Genomic DNA, 24,044 nt, shown 5'->3' with positions numbered 1-24,044 from the left:
TTCTATGCTTCCTCAACAAGCGTTCCCATGCTGATCGTACCTTTCAGTTCATACTCCTGATCAAGCACAACAAAATCCGCATCTTTTCCGGTCTTGATCGCACCTTTCTGTGTCAGAGCGAATTCTCTCGCCTGATTCACCGAACTCATCTTCACCGCTTCCTCAAGACTTGCGCCTGTAAACTTCATGATATTTCTAAACGCCTGAATATAAGTCAGTACGCTTCCCGCAATGGTCCCGTCCTCCAGTCTTGCGGTTCCGTCTTTCACATACACAACCTGTCCTCCGAGCTCGCTTTTTCCCTCCGGCATCCCTTTCGCCCGCATGGAATCCGTAACCAGCACGATCTCGTCGCTTCCCTTTACTTTATATGCCATGTAAACCATCTTCGGGTTGATATGGATACCGTCGCAGATGATCTCCGTATTCACGCCGTCTGTCAGCATACCATACCCGGTTACCCCCGGCTCTCTGTGCTTTAGACCTCTCTGTGCATTGTATAAATGTGTCACATGTCCGGCTCTGCTCGCACACAGCTGCTCGAATGTAGCGTCCGAATGTCCGACACTCAACACGATCCGATTGGAAAGACACCAGTTCTCAAAAGCCTCATCAGCTTCTTCCGGAGCATATGTGACAACACGGATCCTGCTGCCGCTCAATGCATTCCATTTTGCCAGTACGTTCTCATCCGGTTTCTTAATATAGGAAGCATCCTGCGCTCCCTTATAGTTTACAGAGATAAACGGGCCCTCCAGATGGATTCCCTGGATCACCGGGTTCTTCTCGGCAGCTTCTTTGATATTTACCATCGCTTTTTCGATATTTTCATATGTCTGTGTCATCGTCGTACAGAAATACGAAGTGATCCCCTCTTTTGCCGTCATCTGACGTACCATCTGGTCGATCTCTTCCGGGGAAGCATCCATCGCGTCAAAGCTGTACCCTCCGTGACTGTGTACATCGATAAATCCCGGGATCACATATGCGCCATCCACTTCCACGATTTCATCCTCGTCTTTTGGGATAAAGTTCCGCATATCATCCACTTCTGATATTCTTTCGCTATATCGGATATATCCGTTCTCAATTTTTCCGGTTCCGGTGTAGATTGTCTTATTCTTTAATACTTTCATTCCATTTTTCACATTCAGCGGCAGATCTTCTCTGAATGTATCTCCTTTCTGCTGCATATTTGGGATAGAATCTCAGCATCTATATACATAGACGCTGCCGATCTGCTTTTCACACGAAATCAACCTCCTATGCATGAGGTCGATTTTTAAATCCACTCTCATTATAACATAGGAGGTTTCCGATTCATACTTTTTATTTATGCCAGATACGATTTCCGTATTTTTCTTCTAATGTCTGATTATACTCTCTTCCGCCGTCGATATTGGCGCTCTTAAATACCGGAGGTTCGTACCCCTTTTCCACCATATCTTTTACAGCTTCATAAATCGTCTGCTGAAGCAGAAGACATGTGCTGAATGAAGAAGTACCGCATACTTTACTGTCAAATCCGTCGATCTCAAGAGCTGCATCACCAAACTCGGACTGGTTATCCAGCACTACGTCCGCAAACTCATATAAAAGTTTTCCGGAAGAATGACGGGACGTAGAAGATTTTGATACTTCCAGTGCTGTCACTACGATGACCTTGCAGCCTTTTTTCTTCACATACTCAGCCATCTCAATGCTCAACGGATTTCTTCCCGAGTTTGAAATGATGATAAATACGTCTTCCGGCTGTACGTCTACCTGACGCATCAGAAAATACGCATTTCCCTCTACACTCTCAAAAATCCCCTCGGAATAATCTCTTACGACTTTCGACGGAATCAGCCCACCGGCACGTCCGCATACTTCGATCGCCCCCGCATAAGAATGTCCGCTTCCGAATGCCTGGAGAATCCCCCCGTTGCGGATCGACTCGGAGATCAACAGCGCTGCATTGTGGATATTTTCAGCCTGAGTACTCTCCAGTTTTCCCATGATCTCTTTTGCTTTATCGAAAAATTCAAATGCCATAATCTATTTCCTCTTCTTTCTTGTTCTATCAGCCAAGGATTCCCATTGCATGCAAAGCGATAGACAATACCATTACAATAATGATCGCTTTTGTAGATGTCATTTTCTTTCTTCCAAGCAGCCAGTAAATACCGCCGACAACCGCTGCCGGAACAAGGCACGGCATGATCTGGTTTAAGATGTCCTGTCCATTTACGGAAATCTCTCCGCTGACAAACGTTGCCGTTACATTTGCTCTTACTACCGTCGCGATCAATGCGCCGACTACGGTAATTCCAAGCAACGTTGCCGCGGCTGTCAAAGCGTCCAGTTTGTCTTTTGCGGAAGTGATGATCTTCGCCCCCTCACGGTATCCGATTCCTGCCGAAAACGTACGGAACGTGAGGATCGCAAGATTTACGAGCAGCCAGATCAGCGCCCCGATCATATTGCCCTCCTGTCCCATATATGCAGCGATCGAACCGAAAATGGTCGGGAACAATACGCCGAACAGTGTATCGCCTACACCTGCAAACGGTCCCATAAGACCTGTCTTCAAACCTTTGACCGCTTCTTTCGCTTTCATTCCCTCATGCTCTTCTGTCGCAGCGTCGATACCGAGAATGAAACCGCCCATATGCGGCGTCGTGTTAAAGAACTGAACATGTGTTTTCATCATTTCTTTCTGATCCGCCGGGTCTTTGTATAATTTGCGGATGATCGGAAGCATTGCCCACAAATATCCTACACCCATCTGTTTCTCATAGTTCCAGGTCATCTGGGAACCCATGATCCATCTTCTGCTTAAGCTGTTTATATCTTTTTTTGTCAATTTTGTTTCGTTAGTCTTCATATTCTCCATCTAACAGTCCCTCCTGTGAAACTCCAGCATTTACTGCAACTACTTTCTTACTTTCTTTCAAACTCTGCTGAAATGAAATTACTGCCATTGCTACTCCGAGGATTGCGATACCAAACATCGGTACTGCAAGGTATGCCGCTGCAAAAAATCCGATCAACAAATAGGAAATGTATTTCTTAACCGGCAGATACCGAAGAAGAATCGCGATACCGACTGCCGGAAGCAGTCCGCCTGCAACGCTCAGACCGCCGGTCAGCCATTCCGGCATTTTCTCAACAAGTGTATTTACAATATTCTCTCCGAAGATCAACATCACGAAAACCGGGAACGCTCTGGAAAGTCCCCACGGGATCAATCCATACCAGACGTTGCGCTTGATCGCTCCGAAATCCATTCTTTCGATCGCCGCTTCCACTCTTTTCGCAAAAAATACGTTGCAGAATCTTCCGAACACATCCAGATTTACCATCAGAAGACCTACCGGAACCGCAAGACCGATTCCAAATTCGATTCCTTTCCCTGAGGTTACTGCAAAAGCAGTTCCGATGATCGCTCCTGTGATATAGTCCGGCATCGAGGAACCTCCATATGTACCGACTCCCAGTACCATAAGCTGCAGCGTTGCACCAACTGCAAGTCCTGTCCCCAGATCTCCCATAATGATACCTGCTATGATTCCCGCAAAAATCGGTTTGTTATCAAAAATCGCAGTGCTGACTCCATCCCAAATAAAAATCAATGAAACAATTGTAAGTGCAATAATTTGCCATGTCTGTATTTCCATACTGCTTTAACCTCCTTTTAATTAGTGAAGATAGGAACGAAATGTTTTCTTCTCATCATTCGGAACCATCTGTGCAAAAACCGTAACACCGGCCTTTTCAACTGCTTCAACGTCCGCCAGTTCCTCCGATGTGCAGTATACGGATTTTTTGATCCGCTGTCTGCCCTCTTTTTCGCCCATGTTTCCTATGTTCACTTCTTTTACTTTCAGTCCACTTTCCACCATCCTGCGGATTGTTTTTGTCTTGTTTACAATGAGAAATACTCTCTGTCCGCTGTAAATTCCCGCATTTAATCGCGCTGCCGCATTGTCAACTGATAAAATACTCAAGTGTACACCGGACGGTACCGCTGCTTTCAATGCACTGACTCCGATCTCGTCTTTTAACACGTCGTCATCTGCGACAATGATCCGGTCTGCCTGCAATGTACGTGTCCAGAACGTTGCCACCTGACCATGGATCAGTCTTTCATCCAATCGGAAGTTTACGATCCCGTTCTTTTCCACCGGTTCTTTCGGAGCCTGTACTGTCTTCTTCTCTTTGGCAACTTTCGTATTTCCGTAAATCTCTCCGACCTGTTCGATCGCATCCGCCAGTTCTTCTCCTGAATTGATCAACACAAGAAGCTGCTGGCTGAGTCCTGCGACAAGCTGAATATTTTTATGCTCTGATACGATACGCATCGCCGCGTTATACGGAGTTCCGCCCGGTAGGTCCGCGATGATCGCTTTACATTCCTCTGCGCCTTTTTCGGCAAGGATCTCTTCGTATTTTTTCTCTACATCTTCTTTTGTCATTTCCTCGGTAAATGTAACCGGGACAAAAGCGGACGTATCTCCAGTGATCATCTCACAGCTCGACTTACATCCCTCTGCATATTTTCCATGTGCAGTTATGATATAGTACATCTATTTAGTCCTCCTGTTCTTTTAAAATAAATTCAATAACCGGCACGATAACATCCGGTTTCTGTACAGGCAATGTTACAAGAAGCGCTTTCTCCTCAAATTTATCTTTGATGTGGATTTCGGTCACTTCCAGATTCAGATCTTTGTGTGATTTTCTTTTTCCCGACAATCCCTCATCCTGGATATATTTGATCTCCGAATGGTCGTTCAAAAGCTGCGCATATTCAACCTCGCCGCCCAGACCATTGATCAGCAGCGTACGATACGGCCATGAAAACAGGTGCAGATACAGATGATTTCCATTCTGTGTAAATCTTGCATCCAACGGCGCCTCGTATTCGCTCGGTCCGCATCCGTAAATCGATTCCCTGTGGAGTCTCATCCATTCTTTGATTTCATCCAGAATGCTCTGTGTACGGCTGTCGATCTCACCTCGTCCATTCGGTCCGATATTGAGAAGCATATTGCCGCCCTTAGATACCGTATCGATCAGAAGTTTGACAACCATCTCCGGTGATTTCCAGTTCAGATTATCCCGATCATATCCCCAGCTGTTATTCAATGTCTGGCATGCTTCCCATACGATCGGTTTTCCGCCGTTATCCGCCTTGGAACTTCTCTGGTATTGTTCGGGCGTTCCCACACCTCTTCCGAGTCCGAGTCTGTCATTGATGATAATATCCGGCTGTAATGAGAGGATCATTTTTTCCAATTCTTCCGAACCCCAATCCTCTTTTCCTTTTCCGACGGAGTCGCCCCAGTCACGCTGCGGATAAGAAAAATCAAACCATAAGTAATCGATTTTTCCATATCCGGTAAGCAGCTCTTTCACTTGTCCGTGCATGAATTTCCGATAAGATTCCATATCTCCCGGGTGACTTTTGATATACTCTTCGTTATTTCTCTCCGGATGATATCCGTCCACGAGAAAATCCGGATGATACCAGTCCAAAAGCGAAAAATACAGTCCGACTTTCAATCCCTCTGCCCGGAAAGCATCCACATATTCTTTTACAACATCCCGTCCAAATTTTGTATTTGTGATCTTATAATCCGAAAGCTGCGTATCCCAGAGTGCAAATCCCTCGTGATGCTTTGCTGTCAAAACTGCGTACTGAAATCCCGCTTCCTTTGCTTCCTTTGCCCATTTCTTTGCGTCAAAGAAATCCGGGTTGAAATTATCAAAATATTTTTTGTACCCTTCTACTCCGATCTGTTCCAAGGTCATTACCCATTCATGCCTTGCAGCTGCGGAAAACAGACCAAAGTGAATGAACATCCCGAAACGGTCATGGATAAACCAGTCCGGTTCTCCATAATTTTCCGGCCATTCATAAATATCCTTACATTTCATCCTCTATATTTCCTTTCTAACTTTTTTGCTATGCATAGCAACTGTCTACATTATAATTTTTTTATTTTTAAATCTTAAAAATTTCACATTTTGGAAACTTCTTTATATACTTTCCATATTATTGCCGTTGATTTTTTGTATGATATGCACAATCTCAACTCGTGTCCTGCCATTTTTATAACCACTGACAATTTTTTTCTGTACCTTTCAAAACTTTTATGATATACTCCACAGCATCCGAAACATTTTATTTTCTGTTCCTTTTTTAGCATCAATGTACAAAGAGTAGTGCGCCTCAGATTGCATTATTTTATTTTTTTAAAAAAGGAGATTATACAAATGAAAAACTACATTCTTGAAACATGTGTCGACAGTATCCTTTCGTCTATTGAAGCGGAAAAAGGCGGTGCAAGCCGTGTAGAATTGTGCAGTAACCTTGTCATCGGAGGCGTCTCGCCCTCTCTTTCCCTGTTCCGTCAGGTTCGTAAATATACGGGCTTAAAAGTCCGTGTACTTCTCCGTCCACGTTACGGCGATTACTGCTACAACCAATATGAGTTTGAAGAGTTAAAAGAACAAGTAGAGATGTTCCGCGAAGAGGGCGCTGACGGAGTCGTTGTCGGTATCCTCAACCCGGACGGTACGTTGAATCTGGAGCAGCTCGCAGAATTAAAACAAGCTGCCGGTTCTATGGAAACTGCACTTCACCGGGCATTTGATGTGTGCCTCGATCCATTGAGCGCGTTGGAGCAGGCGATCGAATTACAATACGATACCATCTTAACAGGAGGTCAGGCTCTTTCTGCATGGACCGGACGGGATATGCTGAAAATACTTCATCAAAAAAGCGCCGGCAGAATCGAAATCCTTGCAGCAGGCGGAATCTGCCGAAATGTCATCGAGAAACTGGTTCCTTACACCGGTATCTGTTCCTACCATATGTCCGGTAAGACCGAGATCGAAAGTGCTATGACATATAGAAAACCGGGCGCAAGCATGGGACTTCCGGAGCGGGATGAATACAAACTTTTAAAAACCGACAGTACGCAGATCCAATCTGCCGTAGAGTTCCTCCGTTCCTATTCTGACTGATAAAAAAGTGAGCAATAAATGAAAAAATACGTCTTATCAAAGATTTTTCTTCGCAGATGCCATCCGGCAGGTGTCGAATCAATCTCTTGATAAGACGTATTTTTATATCTCTTCATTTTCTTTTACTACTTTTTTGTATTCCAGTATGAGCATTTCCATCACAAGTCTCTCGATCAGCATATGGCTATGCACATTTGATGAAAAACTATACAAAATCGGATACCTCACCATCGGATCTTTTGCAACTTCTTCATTTGAAGTGATAAGCGCCAGTTCTCCCTTGGTCTTCTTCAAATATGTTTTAAAATGGTCATTCAGCCGCATTCCGTCTCCGTACAGATATTGTCCGGAATTCGAGAAAATAATGACAAGTGTGTCCTCATTCATATTTCGCAGATACTCTTCCTGTCTGGTATCATAAGTATATGTCCGGATATATTTCCCCTCATCCGCCATCCGGTACATAAAATCCATGGCAACATTTTGGGAATAGACACTCCCGAAAGCTACAACTTCCTTATGCCGATACATTGCTTTTGCAAGCATCTTAAGCATTCCCCTGTCGATCCGATCCATAAAACAGTCCAGATCATTTTTCAGGATCTTCAAATAAGAATCCCATCCCTCTTTTTCAATATACCGCCACATCATGATTTTGTTCTCATATCCCGAATAGCCGGAACGTCTTTTTTCATTTCTCGCAAAATCCCGAAATTCTTTGTAGTCATCAAATCCGATCGTTTTCACAAATTTTGAAAGTTTCGATTTTGAAACATCACAGAGTTCTGCCATCGTCTCTATGGATAATCTGTCCAGTTCGTTTATATTTTCAAGCATCACTTCCACAATATGCGAATCCGTAGAGTTATTCCCCGAATTGTTTCTCAGATTGAGTAATCTATAACCCGTAATAAACATATTTCTGTATCTTTTCCTCCGTGATTTTTAATTTCTCAAAAAATGCAGTACCATCCCCAACTCAAAAAACGGAGCCATCGCAATTCCCGTCCTGTACTCTCTTTCCTTTACCCGCAGCAAAAACACTGCCAGCGCTGCGGCGATTACCGCGGTCACAAAAGCGTCCCGGATCATCTCCCATCCTAAAAATCCGCCGCAGGCTGCCATCAGTTTTATATCTCCGCCGCCAAAAACGCCCGGCAGGATCAACGTCGCGGTCAGCATCAGGCTCCCGATCGCCGCGGCACTCAAGATCCGCTCCAGAGGCGTCACTCCGGGCATGAAGAACACGGCGGCGACAGCGATCCCCAAAATCAACCCACAAAGCCGATCGGAAATCTTCCGGCATTTCAGGTCGCTGACCGAGGCTGCCGTCACCAGGCAAAAAAATACAAATACAAGCAGCGTTCCCGCCGTCGTTCCTCTGCAAATATTCCGATAAAAAAACGCACACAGCAGCGCTGCCCCATCTCCGGACAGTGCTGCTACGGCTAAACTTGTCTTCTTTCTTCTCTCCCGCTTTTTTAAATGCATCCTTTTCTTTCGCTGCGATCACATTTTCCCCAGTGTTCTTTCGGACATTTAATTCTGTCCGTAATATGCATTTTCCCCATGTTTTCTGAAATAATGCTTATCCTGCAATTCCTGCGGAGCCGGTTTGTTTGCCGGATTGAGCCATTCGCAGCGCGCCGCCATCTTCGCCACTTCTTCCAGCACTACCGCGTTGTGTACAGCCTCATTTGCGTCTTTTCCCCATGTAAACGGTCCGTGATTTTTACAAAGCACTGCCGGAACTGCAATATAATCTTTTTTGCGCGCCTCAAACTCATCGGCGATCAGTACACCGGTATTCAATTCATACGCTTCCTCGATCTCTTCTTTTGTCAGATTTCGTACACAAGGAACCTCACCGTAAATATAATCTGCGTGGGTTGTTCCATAGCATGGAATGTCTCTTCCCGCCTGTGCCCAGCTCGTCGCCCACTCGGAATGAGTATGCACGATACCGCCGATCTTCGGGAAACGGTTGTAAAGCACCACATGGGTCGGCGTATCGGAAGACGGATTATATCTTCCCTCTACTTTATTGCCGCTCAGATCTACAACTACCATATCTTCCGGCGTCAGTTTGTCGTATTCTACACCGCTTGGCTTAATGACAAACAGTCCCGACTCCCGGTCGATTCCGCTGACATTTCCCCATGTAAACGTAACAAGTCCATGTTTTGGAAGCAGCATATTTGCCTCATATACTTCTTTTTTTAATTGTTCCAGCATCGCGATAATCTCCTTTTCCTATTGCTTTTATTTTCTGTTCGTTTGTTTTGTCCGATCACAGTTCTGCTTTGCAGACCATATCATTTTTCAGGTTACATCATATCCACGGCGGCACGTTCTATCGCAAGACCGGCTTTATACAGCTGCATGAATTTCTCAAATCCTGCCGCATCTGCCGGATCCGGCTCCATACGCGCTCCCTCTTCTCCGCCAAACACATGCGCTGCAAGATAATCCGTCAGGGATTCCTCTGCTTTTTTATTCTTCATATAGGACGCAAGTAATGCAATTCCCCACGCGCCGCCCTCTCCTGCGGTCTCCATCACATAAACCGGCGTATCGATCGCCCCTGCCAGAATCTTCTGTCCCACGCCTTTTGTCTTGAACAGACCACCGTGACCAAGCATCTTATCCAGTTCCACATGTTCCTGTTTCGTCAGGATATCCATACCGGTCTTCAATGCGCCCAGCGATGTACTAAGATGCACACGCATGAAGTTTGCAAGATCAAACTTACTGTCCGGCGTTCTCACAAACAGCGGTCTTCCCTCTTCAAATCCCGTAATATGCTCTCCCGAAAAATAGTTATATGCGAGAAGTCCTCCACAGTCTTTATCGCCCTCCAGCGCTTTATTGTACAGTGTTCCGTATAACGTATCCATATCCACTTTCGCGCCGAATGCTTCCAGACATTCTTTAAACAATCCTACCCACGCATTCAAATCCGACGTACAGTTATTACAGTGAACCATCGCCACCGGATCGCCCGCCGGCGTTGTCACCATATCGATCTGCGCATAAGGCTTTGACAACGGCTGTTCCAGTACCGCCATTGCAAATACGCTCGTTCCGGCAGATACATTTCCCGTGCGCACCGCCACACTGTTGGTCGCTGCCATTCCGGTTCCCGCGTCTCCCTCCGGAGGGCACATCGGGATTCCCGCGCACAGATCTCCGTCCGGATCCAGAAGAGCTGCTCCCTCTTCTGTCAAAGCACCGGCATCCTCTCCTGCCACGAGCACTTCCGGGAGGATCTCTTTTAGCTTCCACGAAAAGCCTTTCTCCGCTGTCAACGCATCAAACTGTTCCAGCATCCGTGCGTCCCATGTATGTACCGAAGAATCGATTGGGAACATTCCTGCCGCTTCCCCGATTCCCATGACTTTTTTCCCGGTCATCTTCCAATGGATATAACCTGCCAGCGTCGTAAGGAAACGGATCTCTCCCACATGCTCTTCGCCATTTAAGATCGCCTGATACAAATGCGCAACGCTCCAACGCTGCGGAATATTGAACCGGAACAACTCGGAAAGCTTTTCGGATGCCGGTCCGGTGATCGTATTTCTCCATGTACGGAATTCCGCAAGCTGCCTGCCCTCTCCGTCAAACGGAAGATAACCGTGCATCATTCCGCTGAAACCGATCGCCCCCAACGTCGTCAATGTCTCTCCGTATAATTCTCTCACATTCTGTTTCAGATCTGCATAACATGCCTGAAGTCCGCTCCAGATATCCTCCATCGTATATGTCCAGATCTGGTTTACAAGACGGTTTTCCCAGTCATGGCTTCCGGATGCAACCGGCACGTTCTCCTCGCCTATAAGAACTGCTTTGATCCGGGTCGATCCGAACTCGATCCCCAGTATGCATTGTCCATTTTTGATCGCTGTTATTGTCTTCTCCTTGTCCATATATGGATCTCCTTTCGCCCCTTTTTATCTGCCCGACGGAATCCCGTTCGGGTTATTTGCACTTGTCTTAAAGTATACCGCAAAATCCTTAGTTTAGGAAGCAGAAAATCTTTTTTGACGCCTTGCTTTTTCCCGATTGATTCCATATACTGTCTTTGTATACAGTGTCCTACAAAATACATCGAAACGAAAGGATGATAAGAATGATCAACCAAGAATCTATTGACAAGTTCCGTCTGGAACTTCCGGTATTTGAAAAAAATATCCGTGCATTTGAAGCCGGAGAGATCGACCGCAATACGCTCAAAGGCATCACCGGCGGTTTCGGAAGCTATGCACAGAAAGAGGGCGGCTACATGCTGCGTCTGCGCCTCCCGGGCGGTCGGGTTTCCAAAGATACCCTGAAATTTATTGTTGATAAAATAAAGGAACATCAGATCGATCTGCTGAAGCTGACCACATGCCAGACGATCCAGCTTCACAATTTATCCGCCGATTCTGTCATCACATTGATCCGTGATGCACTGGATTTCGGGATCTTCACAAAAGGCGGAGGCGGTGATAATCCGCGAAACGTCATGGTTTCCCCACTCAGCGGTATCGAACCGAGCGAGTTTTTTGACGTGTATCCTTATGCGAAAGCCGCAGGCGAATATCTGATCGACCGTATGCCGTCTCTTCATATGCCACGAAAATTAAAAGTCGGATTTTCCAACTCACCGGAAAATGAGGTACATGCAACGTTCCGCGATCTTGGATTTGTCGCAAGAGAAAACGGTACATTTTCTATATACTGTGCCGGCGGTCTCGGACCGAATCCAAAACTCGGCGTTCATATCGCTGACGGTGTCTGCCCGGATGAAGTCTCCCTTTATGTCAGCGCAATGATCCGCCTGTTCACCACATACGGCAATTATGATTCCCGTGCAAAAGCCCGCACACGCTACTTGCAGGATACGTTAGGAGAAGAAGCTCTGCGCAGTCACTTCCTTGCATTTCTCGAAGAAGCACGGAAAGAAGAAACACCGTGGCCGATCGAACCGATCGCGACCATCACCAAATCCGGATGCGGCAGCCTTTCCGAAGACCTCGCTTTAAACCGCCGCGTGAAAGCCCAGAAACAGGACGGACTTTACACCGTTTCCTATCACCCGGTCGGAGGAAGACTGACTGCGGAAAAACCGGCAGAACTCTTCCAAGCGATCCAGAACCTGGAGGCAGTGGAGCTTCGCCTTTCACCGGACGGAACCATTTATATCATTAACCTGACTGCCGATGAAGTTCCCGCTGTTTTAAATGTAACCTCCGACGGAGCGCAGAATCTGTTTGAGACAAGTGTCTGCTGCATCGCTTCTCCGATCTGCCAGCATGGGCTGCGGAATTCTTATCAGCTTTTGACTGCCTGTGTGGAGAGATTGAGAAAAGAACAGTTTGCAGACGGCGTACTTCCGCAAATGCATATCTCCGGATGCCCATCCAGCTGCGGAACACATCAAGCCGGTGCGATCGGTTTTGCCGGACACTCCAAAAAAGTAAACGGCAAAATGGAGTCCGCTTTTAAATTATTCGTCAACGGATGCGCCAATGCTTCCGAACTTCGACTCGGCACCGATGCCGCGGTCATCTTGGAAACTGTGATACCAGAATTTCTTGCCGCCCTCGGTCGGAAAATCTCTGCTGACGGAAGCACATTTGCCGAGTGGTACCCGACGCATCCGGAAAAATTTATCGCCTTGGCGAATGAATATGCAGACAAAGCCGAGTAATTATTTTATTTCTTAGTGTTTATTTTTATATCTTTTATTGTAAAAATATGGCGTAACCGGGTGGGAAACTTTTTTATTTCCCGCTCGGTTACGCTTCTTCTGCTTTTCTCCGTTGTTCTCTCCGGCATCCTATTTAACGGAGCATGATCTGAATGATTTCCTTGTCTGTCTGTGCCATTCCCTCTCTCGCCAGATCTCCCACATTCATGATCGTTTTCTCCACGCCCTTTGTCACGATTCCGTCTCCGCCTACAAACTGGCTTCCCTGTCGGTACATCTCCATCCCAAGCAGTCCCGCTCCGACCGCCGATGCGATCTTAGCCGCGCAGCTCGCTTTCGCACCGTCGCAGACCATTCCGGAATTGATCACGACCGGAAGTTCACATCCGCTCATCCTCGCGTCCGAACCTGCTGCCGCCCATGCTTTCGCCCGGTTTCCGACCGAATTGCCATATGCTGTCAACAAAACATTTCCTATGTTTGCCCCATATTTCCCACGCAGTCCCTCTTCCGCAATTGCTGTATTATATGTGATCTGCCGTTCCAGTACTTCCGTCACATCTTCCAGTTCCACTTCCTCAGCAAATAGAACGATCTTCTCTACCTCCAACAAACTATGATCCGTCTTGTGCACCGCTTCATCCGGAGCTTCCGAGAGCATACTGCTCTCATACAGAATTTCTTCATTCCGTCTGACGAGAACTACATTCGTATGACCATCCACGATTTTCACCTGTACACGCCGTCCGTCTTTTTCTGCGCGCAGATCGATCTCAAAAACACGTTCCGTTTCCGCCTGCGCCACCGTAATCTCCGTCTGTTCCAGATAAGCCTTGATCTGTTTGATTTGTTCTTCCGTTACGTCCGCGATCACTTCCAGTTCCCGCTGTTGATCTCCCGCAACCAGCCCTGCCGCCACCGCCGCTTCGATTCCATGCAGTCCGCCGGTATGCGGAACGATCACACTTTTCACATTTTTAATGATATTTCCACTGACATGGATCTCCACATGTTCCGGGAGCATCCCCAATGCTGCTCTCGCAATGGACGCCGCATAAGCGATCGCGATCGGTTCGGTGCATCCCATCGCCGGGATCAATTCCTCCTCTAAAATATGAACATATGTATTATAAAGTTCCCTGTTCATTCTCCATTTCCTTTCCTCTTTTGTGTATCCTTATTATATTCCGCTCTCGATCAGAGAAAGGATTTCCTGATATCCTGATCTTTCAAACAACTGTTTGAAGCCAAAGAGCACCTCCTCTTTTGAATATTGATGTGCTTCCAAAAATGAATCCTCTTTCTCGCTTAAATACAGATAAAACAGCGCAGCCCCCATCACCTCTTCCTTGTCCGCATAATCGATCTTTTCCAAAAGCAGATTTTCCGCCTCATTGATCTGCCCGGCATCGATCATTTCCCACAGATCATTCAGCGCTTTTCCTGACACTCTGTATTTATTCGCCTTTTCCATTTCCACGGAAACATAAGTTTTATCGAATGCCAAGGAAAATATCACTCTTGCCATTTCTTTTATCATACGCATCACATAATCTTTCTCATCCGAGTATATCATAAGAACCTCCCTCATGAATTAAAAATGAAAGAATACTTCGAAATCCGACTGCTCATCTCATCAAATTCCGAAGTATTCCGCTTACGCTTGGATCTCTTTCCGCCTATATTATCTCTATTTCCTGTATTATAACAGCTGCGATTGTGGATTGTCCACCCTGATTCGCAAAAGAAGTATATCAGCGTACCTCACTAAAATAAATCATATACCCATAAGTTCTGAATCTGGGATTCTAACCTCTCATATTCCCAACGTTTTTCACTTTTCTCCTTACTGTTCGGATCATTCACTATGATTTTTCCGTCTTCCACTCCCGTCAATACAATGAAATGTCCTGTCGTCGTAAAATCTCCTGCCCCCATACTGCATATGATAGGCTGTCCATTTTCAAGCGCAGTAAAGACCGTATTTTCACTTAAAGCCATTTCTTCTCCATAGATACCATATTGCTGTACGCCCTCTGTCATAAACTGCCAGCTTGTCCCGACTCCATCTTCATAATATCCCTGTTCAGCTGCAGACTGTGCCACCCGATATGGGGTGATCGAATCGTCCCCTGTCAGACCGGAAGCCACCATCGCAACCGCTGTCGGTCCACAACCGTTTACTGCGATCATATTGTCAACATAAATGCCGTATCCCCACCGTTCATCCCATTGCAGAAGCAGAGGAATTTTCCCGTTTTCCAAAGTTCCCACAGAGTCCGCCGGAGGATCGTCCTTTTTTTCATTGTAATGCTTTACAAATCCGATCGTTTCCGGGTTCTTCTTCAGAAGATTTTTTAATTCCTCTGTATATTCATCGGATACATCCATTTCCCGAAGCATTTTTTCTGCCTGAAATTTGCGGATCTGATTTTGTATAAATGCCCCGGAACCTGCTCCCTCTCCCCTCGTCTCTCTTATCGCCCAAAGAGCACATATGGCACATAAAACAATCGCAAACGCGACTGTTGATAAAAATATCAATTTCATCCGCTTTTTTCTCTTCCTGATCCTGCATGCTCTTTGCCGCGCCTTTTGCCGTTCCCTTTTTCTTCTTTCCTCGTACAGATTTCTTTGCATTTTTGTATTCCTCTTGCTCTCATCCGATCTTACATCATGAATTTCAAGAAGAAGTATACAAAGAAACTGCTCGTTTTTCTTTAAAGAAAATCTTAAGACTTCCTTATTTTCTCAGCGAGAAAACAAGGCTAACAGTCTCTTTGCCGCTTCTTTCGTATCTTCGGGTGATCCAAACGTCGAAAAACGGAAATACCCTTCTCCACATTCGCCAAATCCGGCTCCCGGCGTACCTACAACCTGGATTTCATTCAATAAATAGTCAAAAAATTCCCAGCTTCCCATTCCCTCCGGACATTTCATCCATATATATGGAGCATTTTTTCCTCCGGTATACCAAATTCCCAGCTTATCCAACACTTCCATCAACACATGCGCATTCTTTTTATATATCCGGATATTGGAATGGATCTGCTTTTGTCCTTCCTCTGTAAATACTGCTGCCCCGCCTTTTTGAATAATATAAGACACGCCGTTTGTCTTCGTTGTACGATTCCGCACCCACATTTCATTTAAGTTCATTCCATTACGCTGAAGTTCTTTTGGAATCACCGTGTACCCAAGCCTTGTTCCTGTAAATCCGGCTGTTTTGGATAAAGAACAAATTTCGATGGCGCACGTTTTTGCACCTTCTAATTCAAAAATACTATGAGGAAGATCTTCCTCAATAAAAGCTTCGTACGCTGCATCAAAAAGGATCACCGATCCATTTTCATTGGCAAAATCAACCCATTTTTGCAGCTGCTCATAAGAAAAAACAGCTCCTGTCGGATTATTCGGCGAACAAATATAAAGGATATCTGCCTTGTCATCTTCTCCCGGATCCGGTAAAAATCCGTTTTCTTTTCCGGAAGTCAAATGAATGATTTCCCTGCCTGCCATCGTATTGGCATCCACATAAGCCGGATATGCCGGTTCTATCACAAGCGCAGAATTTTTCCGGTCAAACAAATCTAAAAGATCCCCGAGTTCATCACTTGCTCCGCTTGATACAAACACTTCATCCGCAGACAGTCGAATCCCGTTTCTCTTATAGTATTCCGTTATTGCCTCTCGCAAAAACAATGCCCCACATTCCGGCATATAGCCATGAAAGCTCTCTTTTTCCGCCTGTTCGTTTACTGCCTCATGAAGCGCCCGGATCACCGCGTCACATAATGGAAGTGATACATCTCCGATTCCCATCCTTAAAAGCGTTTGTTCCGGATGAAGTTCTAAATATTTTTTTGTCTTTTGTGCAATATTATAAAAAAGATACGACTCTTTTAATTGATCATAATACATATTGGGTTTCAACATTTCATTTTCCTCCATATAATTTATTACTCCGCATCAATCGTAGTGACACCGATCGTCACTTCTTCCAATACATCCAGAAGAACTTTTACTGTGTCAAGCGAAGTCAGCATTGTAATATTATTTTGTGTAGCAGCACTTCGGATCGCAACTCCATCTTCATAATGTACTCCCGACAAGATTGCCCGTGTATTGATCACATAACTTACATATCCTGCCCGAATAGCATCCAATATCTCTGTACTTCCCTCCGACGGTTTTCCGAGCACTCTTGTTCGGATTCCATGTTTTTTTAAATAATCTGCTGTGAGAGAGGTTGCTTCTATATTAAATCCCATGTTATAAAACCGTCGGATAAAAGGAAGTGCTTCTTTTTTATCTTCATCTGCCAGAGTTACGATCACCGTACCATAGTTTTGCACACGGATTCCTGATGCGATCATTGCTTTATACATTGCCCGATGAAGCTTCTTATCATATCCAATCGCCTCTCCGGTCGACTTCATTTCCGGAGAAAGGTAAGCATCCATTCCATTTAATTTTGCAAATGAAAATACCGGTACTTTTACGTACCATCGTTTCTTTTCTTCCGGATAGATCTGGTCGATGCCTTGTTCTTTCAAGCTCTTTCCGAGCATCACCCTGGTTGCAATATCTGCAAGAGAATATCCGGTTGCTTTCGATAGAAACGGAACGGTTCGTGAAGATCTTGGATTTACTTCTATAATATAGACATTTTCTTCTTTGTCAACGATAAACTGAATATTAAACAAACCAACGATTCCGATTCCAAGACCTAACCTTTTCGCATAATCTAAAATCGTTTGTTTCACTTTGTCTGAAATGCTAAATGTCGGATATACGCTGATCGAATCTCCTGAATGGATTCCGGTCCGTTCTACCAATTCCATAATTCCCGGAACAAACACATCTGTTCCATCACAGATTGCATCAATTTCAATTTCTTTCCCACAAATATATTTGTCAACCAATACCGGTTTTTCTTCATCAATTTCTACTGCTGTTTTTAAATAATGACGCAAATCTTTTTCCTTTGCCACAATCTGCATCGCCCGTCCGCCAAGCACAAAACTCGGTCGTACCAATACCGGATATCCAATCTGCCCCGCTGCTTCGATTCCTTCTTCAATATCCGTCACTGCCTGTCCTTTCGGCTGTGGAATCGATAGCTCAGATAATAGTTTTTCAAAAGCATCTCTGTTTTCTGCTTTTTCAATCGCCGCACATCCTGTTCCAATCAACCGAACGCCTCTTTGCGCCAGCGGTTCCGCCAGATTTACCGCAGTCTGACCACCTAACGATGCGATCACGCCGTCCGGTTTTTCCATCTCGATCACATTCATAACATCTTCTGTACAAAGCGGTTCAAAATATAATTTATCCGATGTTGTATAATCCGTGGAGACAGTCTCCGGATTATTATTGATAATGATTGCCTCAAATCCTGCATCCTTAATCGTCTGAACTGCGTGAACCGTAGAATAATCAAATTCTACGCCCTGTCCGATACGGATTGGTCCCGATCCCAGCACAATAATCTTTTTTCGATTCTCTATGATCGACTCATTTTCTTCTTCATATACAGAATAAAAATACGGAACATAACTTTCAAATTCAGATGCACAAGTATCAATCATTTTATATACCGGAAAGATTCCATTTGCTTTACGCAGATTATAAACATCCTGTTCTTTTTGTTCCCAACACCATGCTATCGCCTGATCCGAGAATCCCATTTTTTTCGCCCCATACAAATACTGTGGCTCTCCGGGATGCATACGCAGCTTTTTTTCTTCTTCCACGATGTTTTTTATTTTTTCTAAAAAGAAACGATCGATCCGGGTTGCTTTCGAAATCTGACAGACTGTCGCTCCCATTCTGAGAAGTTGAGCAATCGCAAAAATCCGGTCGTCTGTCCCCCACTTGATATATTCCGACAATTCTTCGATTGCCATCTTGTCAAACTTCGGCATATAGAGATAATTTACTCCCGTCTCCAAAGACCGCACCGCTTTTAACAAACTTTCTTCAAACGTCCTTCCTACGCCCATCACCTCTCCGGTCGCCTTCATCTGTGTTCCCAATTTCTGATTCGCATCTGTAAATTTATCAAAAGGAAATCTCGGCATTTTTGTCACAACGTAATCCAATGCCGGTTCAAAAGCTGCCGGTGTATTTACTAATTGTATCTCATCCAAAGTCATTCCAATGCTGATCTTGGCAGATACTCTTGCAATGGGATATCCGCTTGCCTTTGATGCCAGGGCAGAAGAACGCGATACTCGTGGATTTACTTCAATCAGGTAATATTGAAAAGAATCCGGATCCAATGCAAACTGTACGTTGCACCCACCCTCCACTTCCAGTGCCCTGATGATCTTCAACGCACTGTCACGGAGCATCTGATATTCTTTATTCGTCAATGTCTGAGACGGACATACGACAATTGAGTCTCCGGTATGGATTCCGACCGGATCGAGATTTTCCATATTACATACCGTGATAGCTGTATCGTTTGCATCACGGATAACCTCATACTCGATTTCTTTGAAACCTTTAATGCTTTTCTCTATCAACACCTGATGAACCGGAGATAATTGCAGCGCATTTTTGATCAGCTCTAACAATTCTTTTTCATTATCCGCAAATCCGCCGCCTGTTCCTCCCAGCGTAAATGCCGGACGCAAAACGACCGGATACCCGATTTTCCCCGCCTCTTTCACCGCATCCTCTACTGTGTTCGCAATCGCTGACGGTAAGACCGGTTCTCCTAATTCTTCACATAACTCTTTGAACAATTCCCGGTCTTCCGCTCGTTCGATACTTCTTCTGCTCGTTCCCAACAGTTCTGTCTGACATTCTTTTAATATTCCTTTTTTTTCAAGCTGCATTGCCAGATTCAATCCTGTTTGTCCTCCGATCCCCGGTACGATTGCATCCGGACGTTCGTACCTGACAATCTTTGCAATATATTCCAATGTCAATGGTTCCATATAAATTTTATCTGCAATCGTTGTATCTGTCATAATCGTTGCCGGATTGGAATTGCACAATACGACCTCGTACCCTTCTTCTTTTAATGCCAAACATGCCTGAGTTCCTGCATAATCAAACTCTGCTGCCTGCCCAATCACAATCGGACCGGAACCAATGACAAGTATTTTTTTCAAATCAGTCCTTTTTGCCATTTCTCGTTCCCTCCATCTGTTCTATAAATTGTTCAAATAAATAGCTGCTGTCCTGTGGTCCCGGCGCACTTTCCGGATGGTACTGCACGCAAAACACTTTCTCTTCTTCGCAGGCAACGCCTTCCACAGTCTGATCTAGCAAATTCAAGTGCGTAATTTCAAGACGTGTATCCAGAATACTATCTTTATCCACGGCATAAGAATGGTTTTGCGAGGTGATCTCAACCTTTCCGGTACGCAGATTTTTCACCGGATGGTTTCCTCCTCTGTGTCCAAACTTTAATTTATAAGTCTTTGCCCCATATGCCAATGCAATAATCTGATGTCCAAGACAGATCCCGAAAATCGGATATTTTCCACGTAACTGTTTGACCAGCTCGATCACCGATGGAACATCTGTCGGATTTCCCGGACCATTCGAAAAAAAGATACCATCCGGTTCCAGTCGTTCAATCGCCTCCAGCGACGTATTCCACGGGAAGACCGTCACATTACATCCCAGCCGGTTCAAACACCGGATAATATTTTGTTTCATGCCGCAGTCGATTGCCGCGACCTGATATTTTGCATCTAAAACCCGATATTCCTGCTTCTTCTTTCTGCTGACAAGAGCAACCGCATTTTCCGGAATATCATAATTTGCCAATTTATCCAGTCCTTCTTCCAAAGAAGTTTCCACATCAGTAATCAATACTTTTCTGCTACCCAGATTTCGGATTGAGCGAACCAATTTTCTTGTATCGATTCCGGAAATCCCCGGAATCCCATATTTTCTCAAACTCTCTGCTAACGTATATTTACTTCGGAAATTCGATGGCTGATCATTATAATCTCTCACCACGATTCCACCGATTGTCGGCACTTCCGTCTCAAAATCATCTTCTGCAATCCCATAATTTCCGATCAGCGGATAAGCCATTACAACCGTCTGATACGTATACGAAGGATCTGAAATAATTTCCTGATAGCCGACAGGCGCTGTATTGAATACAATTTCTGTGATGCTTTCAATTTCAGCGCCAAAACCATATCCGTAATACTCGCTCCCATCTTCCAGGATCAGTTTTCTGTCAAATTTTTTCATTCTTTTCCACGCTTTCTTTTTTCTTAAAACCGTTCCGATATTTTTCTCTCAAAACGGTCTTTCCGAAGATCTGTCGGAACTTTCGTCGGATACGCCCCATCAAAACATGCTGAGCAATAATTTTCACTGTCAATCAATTGTCCAAGTTTTTCTATTGGCAAATACCCCAAAGAATCTGCACCTATGATCTCCGAAATTTTCTTTTCGGTATAATGACAGGCAATCAGATTTTCTTCGGAATCTATATCTGTTCCGTAATAACATGGATGCAAAAACGGCGGCGAAGAAATCCTCATATGAATTTCTTTCGCGCCTGCGTCACGCAGCAATTTCACAATCTGTTTACTTGTCGTTCCTCGTACGATCGAATCATCGATCAATATCACTCTTTTTCCATCAATGACACTTTTTACCGGACTCAACTTGATCCTTACTTTGTCCAGCCGATCTTCTTGCTCCGGTGAAATAAACGTCCGTCCAATATATTTATTCTTAATCAATCCGATTCCATATGGAATCTTTGCCGCGTATGCATATCCTAATGCTGCATCCAATCCACTGTCCGGTACTCCGATCACAATATCCGCATCCACCGGATAACTTTCCGCCAATAATGCTCCCGCTTTCATCCTTGCTTCATGTACAGAAATCTCATCGATCACGGAATCCGGTCTCGCAAAATAAATATATTCAAAAATGCAGGTTCGCTTTTTTTGCCTCTCACAATGTTCTCTTCTCGACTCAATCCCATTATCACTAAACACCAGAATTTCTCCCGGCAAAATATCCCGTATAAACTCCGCGCCAACCACAGACAATGCACAGCTCTCGGATGCCACTACATAACTTCCGTCCTTCCGTTTTCCATAACAAAGCGGGCGGAATCCATAAGGATCTCTAGCTGCGATCATTTTTGTAGAAGACATTAAAATCAGAGAATACGCTCCCTCTAACAAATTCATTGTATTACTGACCGCTTCTTCAATACTTGGAGTCATCAGTCTTTCTCTTGTAATGACATAGGCAATCGTCTCCGTATCACTGCTTGTATGAAAAATAGCTCCTGACAATTCAAGTTTATCCCGTAATTCCAAGGCATTACTCAAATTACCGTTATGTGCCAACGCCATTTTTCCTTTCTGATGATTGACTTCAATCGGCTGACAGTTATTTCGGGTCGTCCCACCGGTTGTACCATATCGAACATGTCCTATTGCCATCGTTCCTTCTGACAAATTCAACATTGTATCTTTAGAGAAAACATCACTTACAAGTCCCAGATCTTTATAAGAAGAAAACACACCATCGTCGTTTACAACAATTCCACAGCTTTCCTGCCCCCTGTGCTGAAGCGCATAGAGTCCGTAATATACATAGCTTGCAATATTTTCTCTCTTAGAGTTTATCATGCCAAACACTCCACATTCTTCATGGATTGCCATCGCCTTTCTTCCTCCTGTGCTCTATATTTTTCCAATTTTCCTCATCCGGTTTTATCATTCTGTCAATCTTTTTTTCTGCTCCAAAGAAGCGGAAACAAATCCTTTGAATAACGGATGCGCCTGATTCGGACGGCTCTTAAATTCCGGATGGAACTGTACCCCTACAAAAAACGGATGATTCCCCAACTCAACCGCTTCAACCAAGCGGTCATCCGGAGACGTCCCACTGATCACCAACCCATGCTGTATTAATGTTTCTCGATATTCATTATTAAATTCATAACGATGCCGATGCCGCTCCTGTATCATCTGTTTTTCATAACATTTCTCCATCATTGTGCCTGCCGTGATCCTACAAGGATAGCTTCCCAGACGCAAGGTTCCGCCTTTTGCAACTTCTTCGCTCTGTCCCGGCATAAAATCGATCACCTTATGCGGGCACTGTTCTTCAAATTCTCCGGATCCGGCATCTGTATATCCGATCACGTTTCTTGCAAATTCGATTACTGCGATCTGCATTCCCAGACAAATTCCCAAATAAGGCAATTTCTTTTCACGGGCATATTGCGCTGCCACGATCATCCCCTCGATCCCACGATTTCCAAAGCCTCCCGGGATAATCACACCATGAAGTCCTCCCAATATCCGTCCGACATTCTGTTTCGTAATCTCCTCGGAATCGATCCAATGGATTTTGATAAATGTATTTTTCTCATAACCTGCGTGCTGCAGTGCTTCTGCAATGGAAAGGTAAGCATCATGCAGCTTCACATACTTTCCCACCAATCCGATCTGCACTTCCTCCGCGCGGTTATGGATCCGTTCTACCATCTGCTTCCATTCCTCGAGATCCGGTTTCGCTGCATCTATATGAAGTTCTCTGCAAACCACATCGGAAAATCCGGATTCTTCCAACATCAATGGCGCTTCATACAGATTATTTAATGTTCTGTTTTCAATCACACAATCGGCTTTCACATTACAAAATAATGCAATTTTCTGAAAAATAGATTCTTCCAACGGCATATCTGCACGCAATACGATCAAATCCGGATTGATTCCCATCCCTCTTAATTCTTTTACCGAATGCTGCGTCGGCTTGGACTTATGTTCTTCGGATCCGCTCAAATATGGAACAAGTGTCACATGGATAAACAAGCTGTTTTCTTTTCCTACTTCCAAAGAAATCTGACGTACCGCTTCTAAAAATGGCTGTGACTCGATATCTCCGATCGTTCCGCCGATCTCTGTAATCACCACATCTGCATCTGTCTGTTTTCCGACACGATATACAAATTCTTTGATCTCATTTGTGATATGCGGGATTACCTGTACCGTCGAACCGAGATATTCCCCCCTTCTCTCTTTATTTAATACATTCCAATAAACTTTTCCCGTTGTCAGATTGGAATATTTATTTAAGTCTTCATCAATAAATCGTTCATAATGTCCCAGATCCAGATCTGTTTCCGCTCCATCCTCTGTTACATACACTTCTCCATGCTGATAAGGGCTCATTGTTCCCGGATCCACATTGATATAAGGATCCAGCTTCTGAGCCGCTACTTTCAATCCTCTTGCTTTTAAAAGGCGCCCGAGTGATGCTGCCGTAATCCCTTTTCCCAGCCCCGACACTACGCCGCCTGTTACAAATATATATTTAGACATTC

Annotated in this window: 20 protein-coding genes; 2 read left to right on the top strand and 18 right to left on the bottom strand. The window is 44.7% G+C overall.

The annotated features are described in order from the left end of the window. Positions 1 to 2: 2 nt before the first annotated feature. The 6 genes from nagA to I2H87_RS08450 form a co-directional block, all read right to left on the bottom strand. Positions 3 to 1,193, bottom strand: a complete 1,191-nt coding sequence (gene nagA / locus I2H87_RS08475) for an N-acetylglucosamine-6-phosphate deacetylase (protein ID WP_022152579.1) — start codon at positions 1,191 to 1,193, stop codon at positions 3 to 5. A 136-nt stretch (positions 1,194 to 1,329) separates the two neighbouring features. Continuing rightward, the gene (locus I2H87_RS08470; RefSeq protein WP_009268612.1) at positions 1,330 to 2,034 is read right to left on the bottom strand and encodes an SIS domain-containing protein; all 705 of its coding nucleotides are present in this window, start codon (positions 2,032 to 2,034) and stop codon (positions 1,330 to 1,332) included. Between the two features lie 28 nt (positions 2,035 to 2,062). Beyond that, positions 2,063 to 2,875, bottom strand: a complete 813-nt coding sequence (locus I2H87_RS08465) for a PTS system mannose/fructose/sorbose family transporter subunit IID (protein WP_022152580.1) — start codon at positions 2,873 to 2,875, stop codon at positions 2,063 to 2,065. Next, entirely contained in the window at positions 2,856 to 3,659 is an 804-nt protein-coding gene (locus I2H87_RS08460) for a PTS mannose/fructose/sorbose/N-acetylgalactosamine transporter subunit IIC (protein ID WP_195609715.1), read from the bottom strand. The genes I2H87_RS08465 and I2H87_RS08460 overlap by 20 nt, the downstream gene beginning before the upstream one ends. 21 nt (positions 3,660 to 3,680) lie before the next feature. Then, entirely contained in the window at positions 3,681 to 4,568 is an 888-nt protein-coding gene (locus I2H87_RS08455; protein WP_195609714.1) for a PTS mannose/fructose/sorbose transporter subunit IIAB, read from the bottom strand. A 4-nt stretch (positions 4,569 to 4,572) separates the two neighbouring features. Beyond that, positions 4,573 to 5,922, bottom strand: a complete 1,350-nt coding sequence (locus tag I2H87_RS08450) for an alpha-L-fucosidase (RefSeq protein ID WP_195609713.1) — start codon at positions 5,920 to 5,922, stop codon at positions 4,573 to 4,575. Positions 5,923 to 6,261: 339 nt separating this feature from the next. Here I2H87_RS08450 and I2H87_RS08445 point away from each other — a divergent pair, with 339 nt between their 5' ends. After that, positions 6,262 to 7,014, top strand: coding sequence for a copper homeostasis protein CutC (locus tag I2H87_RS08445; RefSeq protein ID WP_195609712.1), 753 nt, complete (start codon positions 6,262 to 6,264; stop codon positions 7,012 to 7,014). 102 nt (positions 7,015 to 7,116) lie between these two features. On the opposite strand, the gene I2H87_RS08440 is transcribed toward I2H87_RS08445, so the two are convergent. The 4 genes from I2H87_RS08440 to I2H87_RS08425 all read right to left on the bottom strand — a co-directional run bounded on the left by I2H87_RS08440 (position 7,117) and on the right by I2H87_RS08425 (position 10,940). Beyond that, positions 7,117 to 7,932, bottom strand: a complete 816-nt coding sequence (locus I2H87_RS08440; protein WP_054702937.1) for a MurR/RpiR family transcriptional regulator — start codon at positions 7,930 to 7,932, stop codon at positions 7,117 to 7,119. Between the two features lie 27 nt (positions 7,933 to 7,959). Next, positions 7,960 to 8,505: a prepilin peptidase gene (locus tag I2H87_RS08435; protein ID WP_054702936.1), complete on the bottom strand. Its 546-nt coding sequence runs from the start codon at positions 8,503 to 8,505 to the stop codon at positions 7,960 to 7,962. Positions 8,506 to 8,553: 48 nt separating this feature from the next. Further along, positions 8,554 to 9,249 carry an L-ribulose-5-phosphate 4-epimerase gene (locus tag I2H87_RS08430; RefSeq protein ID WP_009268620.1) on the bottom strand — a complete coding sequence of 232 codons (696 nt, stop codon included), beginning with the start codon at positions 9,247 to 9,249 and terminating at the stop codon, positions 8,554 to 8,556. A gap of 92 nt (positions 9,250 to 9,341) precedes the next feature. After that, entirely contained in the window at positions 9,342 to 10,940 is a 1,599-nt protein-coding gene (locus I2H87_RS08425) for a xylulokinase (RefSeq protein WP_009268621.1), read from the bottom strand. A 203-nt stretch (positions 10,941 to 11,143) separates the two neighbouring features. On the opposite strand from I2H87_RS08425, the gene I2H87_RS08420 reads away from it, so the two are divergent. Then, a complete protein-coding gene (locus I2H87_RS08420; RefSeq protein ID WP_195609711.1) occupies positions 11,144 to 12,706 on the top strand; it encodes a nitrite/sulfite reductase in 1,563 nt (520 codons plus the stop codon). A gap of 133 nt (positions 12,707 to 12,839) precedes the next feature. Here I2H87_RS08420 and I2H87_RS08415 read toward each other — a convergent pair whose 3' ends face one another. The 8 genes from I2H87_RS08415 to I2H87_RS08380 all read right to left on the bottom strand — a co-directional run bounded on the left by I2H87_RS08415 (position 12,840) and on the right by I2H87_RS08380 (position 24,042). Next, positions 12,840 to 13,853, bottom strand: coding sequence for an L-serine ammonia-lyase, iron-sulfur-dependent, subunit alpha (locus tag I2H87_RS08415; protein ID WP_195609710.1), 1,014 nt, complete (start codon positions 13,851 to 13,853; stop codon positions 12,840 to 12,842). Between the two features lie 33 nt (positions 13,854 to 13,886). Beyond that, positions 13,887 to 14,282 carry a DUF6483 family protein gene (locus I2H87_RS08410; protein ID WP_022152586.1) on the bottom strand — a complete coding sequence of 132 codons (396 nt, stop codon included), beginning with the start codon at positions 14,280 to 14,282 and terminating at the stop codon, positions 13,887 to 13,889. A gap of 191 nt (positions 14,283 to 14,473) precedes the next feature. After that, positions 14,474 to 15,256 (bottom strand): C39 family peptidase, encoded by a 783-nt coding sequence (locus I2H87_RS08405; protein ID WP_243273904.1) that lies wholly within the window; start codon positions 15,254 to 15,256, stop codon positions 14,474 to 14,476. A gap of 201 nt (positions 15,257 to 15,457) precedes the next feature. Then, on the bottom strand, positions 15,458 to 16,642 hold the full coding sequence (locus tag I2H87_RS08400) for an LL-diaminopimelate aminotransferase (RefSeq protein ID WP_054703016.1): 1,185 nt from the start codon (positions 16,640 to 16,642) through the stop codon (positions 15,458 to 15,460). A 23-nt stretch (positions 16,643 to 16,665) separates the two neighbouring features. Beyond that, entirely contained in the window at positions 16,666 to 19,848 is a 3,183-nt protein-coding gene (gene carB / locus I2H87_RS08395; RefSeq protein ID WP_117551516.1) for a carbamoyl-phosphate synthase large subunit, read from the bottom strand. After that, positions 19,832 to 20,932 (bottom strand): glutamine-hydrolyzing carbamoyl-phosphate synthase small subunit, encoded by a 1,101-nt coding sequence (gene carA / locus I2H87_RS08390; RefSeq protein WP_117551515.1) that lies wholly within the window; start codon positions 20,930 to 20,932, stop codon positions 19,832 to 19,834. The genes carB and carA overlap by 17 nt, the downstream gene beginning before the upstream one ends. A gap of 23 nt (positions 20,933 to 20,955) precedes the next feature. Then, positions 20,956 to 22,374 carry an amidophosphoribosyltransferase gene (gene purF, locus I2H87_RS08385; RefSeq protein ID WP_195609709.1) on the bottom strand — a complete coding sequence of 473 codons (1,419 nt, stop codon included), beginning with the start codon at positions 22,372 to 22,374 and terminating at the stop codon, positions 20,956 to 20,958. A gap of 54 nt (positions 22,375 to 22,428) precedes the next feature. Further along, entirely contained in the window at positions 22,429 to 24,042 is a 1,614-nt protein-coding gene (locus I2H87_RS08380; protein WP_009268635.1) for a CTP synthase, read from the bottom strand. Positions 24,043 to 24,044: the final 2 nt, after the last annotated feature.

This window comes from Mediterraneibacter glycyrrhizinilyticus (assembly GCF_015560805.1).
Lineage (GTDB): Bacteria > Bacillota > Clostridia > Lachnospirales > Lachnospiraceae > Schaedlerella > Schaedlerella glycyrrhizinilytica_A.
This window is presented reverse-complemented; position numbering and strand designations above follow the sequence as displayed.

Excerpts from the sequence above, each read along its gene's own strand:
- I2H87_RS08430 (WP_009268620.1), bottom strand. The coding sequence starts at position 9,249 with ATGCTGGAACAATTAAAAAAAGAAGTATATGAGGCAAATATGCTGCTT.
- I2H87_RS08410 (WP_022152586.1), bottom strand. The coding sequence starts at position 14,282 with ATGATATACTCGGATGAGAAAGATTATGTGATGCGTATGATAAAAGAA.
- I2H87_RS08465 (WP_022152580.1), bottom strand. The coding sequence starts at position 2,875 with ATGGAGAATATGAAGACTAACGAAACAAAATTGACAAAAAAAGATATA.
- I2H87_RS08380 (WP_009268635.1), bottom strand. The coding sequence starts at position 24,042 with ATGTCTAAATATATATTTGTAACAGGCGGCGTAGTGTCGGGGCTGGGA.
- I2H87_RS08405 (WP_243273904.1), bottom strand. The coding sequence starts at position 15,256 with ATGAAATTGATATTTTTATCAACAGTCGCGTTTGCGATTGTTTTATGT.
- carA (WP_117551515.1), bottom strand. The coding sequence starts at position 20,932 with ATGAAAAAATTTGACAGAAAACTGATCCTGGAAGATGGGAGCGAGTAT.
- carB (WP_117551516.1), bottom strand. The coding sequence starts at position 19,848 with ATGGCAAAAAGGACTGATTTGAAAAAAATACTTGTCATTGGTTCCGGT.
- I2H87_RS08440 (WP_054702937.1), bottom strand. The coding sequence starts at position 7,932 with ATGTTTATTACGGGTTATAGATTACTCAATCTGAGAAACAATTCGGGG.
- I2H87_RS08445 (WP_195609712.1), top strand. The coding sequence starts at position 6,262 with ATGAAAAACTACATTCTTGAAACATGTGTCGACAGTATCCTTTCGTCT.
- purF (WP_195609709.1), bottom strand. The coding sequence starts at position 22,374 with ATGGCAATCCATGAAGAATGTGGAGTGTTTGGCATGATAAACTCTAAG.
- nagA (WP_022152579.1), bottom strand. The coding sequence starts at position 1,193 with ATGCAGCAGAAAGGAGATACATTCAGAGAAGATCTGCCGCTGAATGTG.
- I2H87_RS08470 (WP_009268612.1), bottom strand. The coding sequence starts at position 2,034 with ATGGCATTTGAATTTTTCGATAAAGCAAAAGAGATCATGGGAAAACTG.
- I2H87_RS08400 (WP_054703016.1), bottom strand. The coding sequence starts at position 16,642 with ATGTTGAAACCCAATATGTATTATGATCAATTAAAAGAGTCGTATCTT.
- I2H87_RS08425 (WP_009268621.1), bottom strand. The coding sequence starts at position 10,940 with ATGGACAAGGAGAAGACAATAACAGCGATCAAAAATGGACAATGCATA.
- I2H87_RS08460 (WP_195609715.1), bottom strand. The coding sequence starts at position 3,659 with ATGGAAATACAGACATGGCAAATTATTGCACTTACAATTGTTTCATTG.
- I2H87_RS08450 (WP_195609713.1), bottom strand. The coding sequence starts at position 5,922 with ATGAAATGTAAGGATATTTATGAATGGCCGGAAAATTATGGAGAACCG.
- I2H87_RS08435 (WP_054702936.1), bottom strand. The coding sequence starts at position 8,505 with ATGCATTTAAAAAAGCGGGAGAGAAGAAAGAAGACAAGTTTAGCCGTA.
- I2H87_RS08420 (WP_195609711.1), top strand. The coding sequence starts at position 11,144 with ATGATCAACCAAGAATCTATTGACAAGTTCCGTCTGGAACTTCCGGTA.
- I2H87_RS08455 (WP_195609714.1), bottom strand. The coding sequence starts at position 4,568 with ATGTACTATATCATAACTGCACATGGAAAATATGCAGAGGGATGTAAG.
- I2H87_RS08415 (WP_195609710.1), bottom strand. The coding sequence starts at position 13,853 with ATGAACAGGGAACTTTATAATACATATGTTCATATTTTAGAGGAGGAA.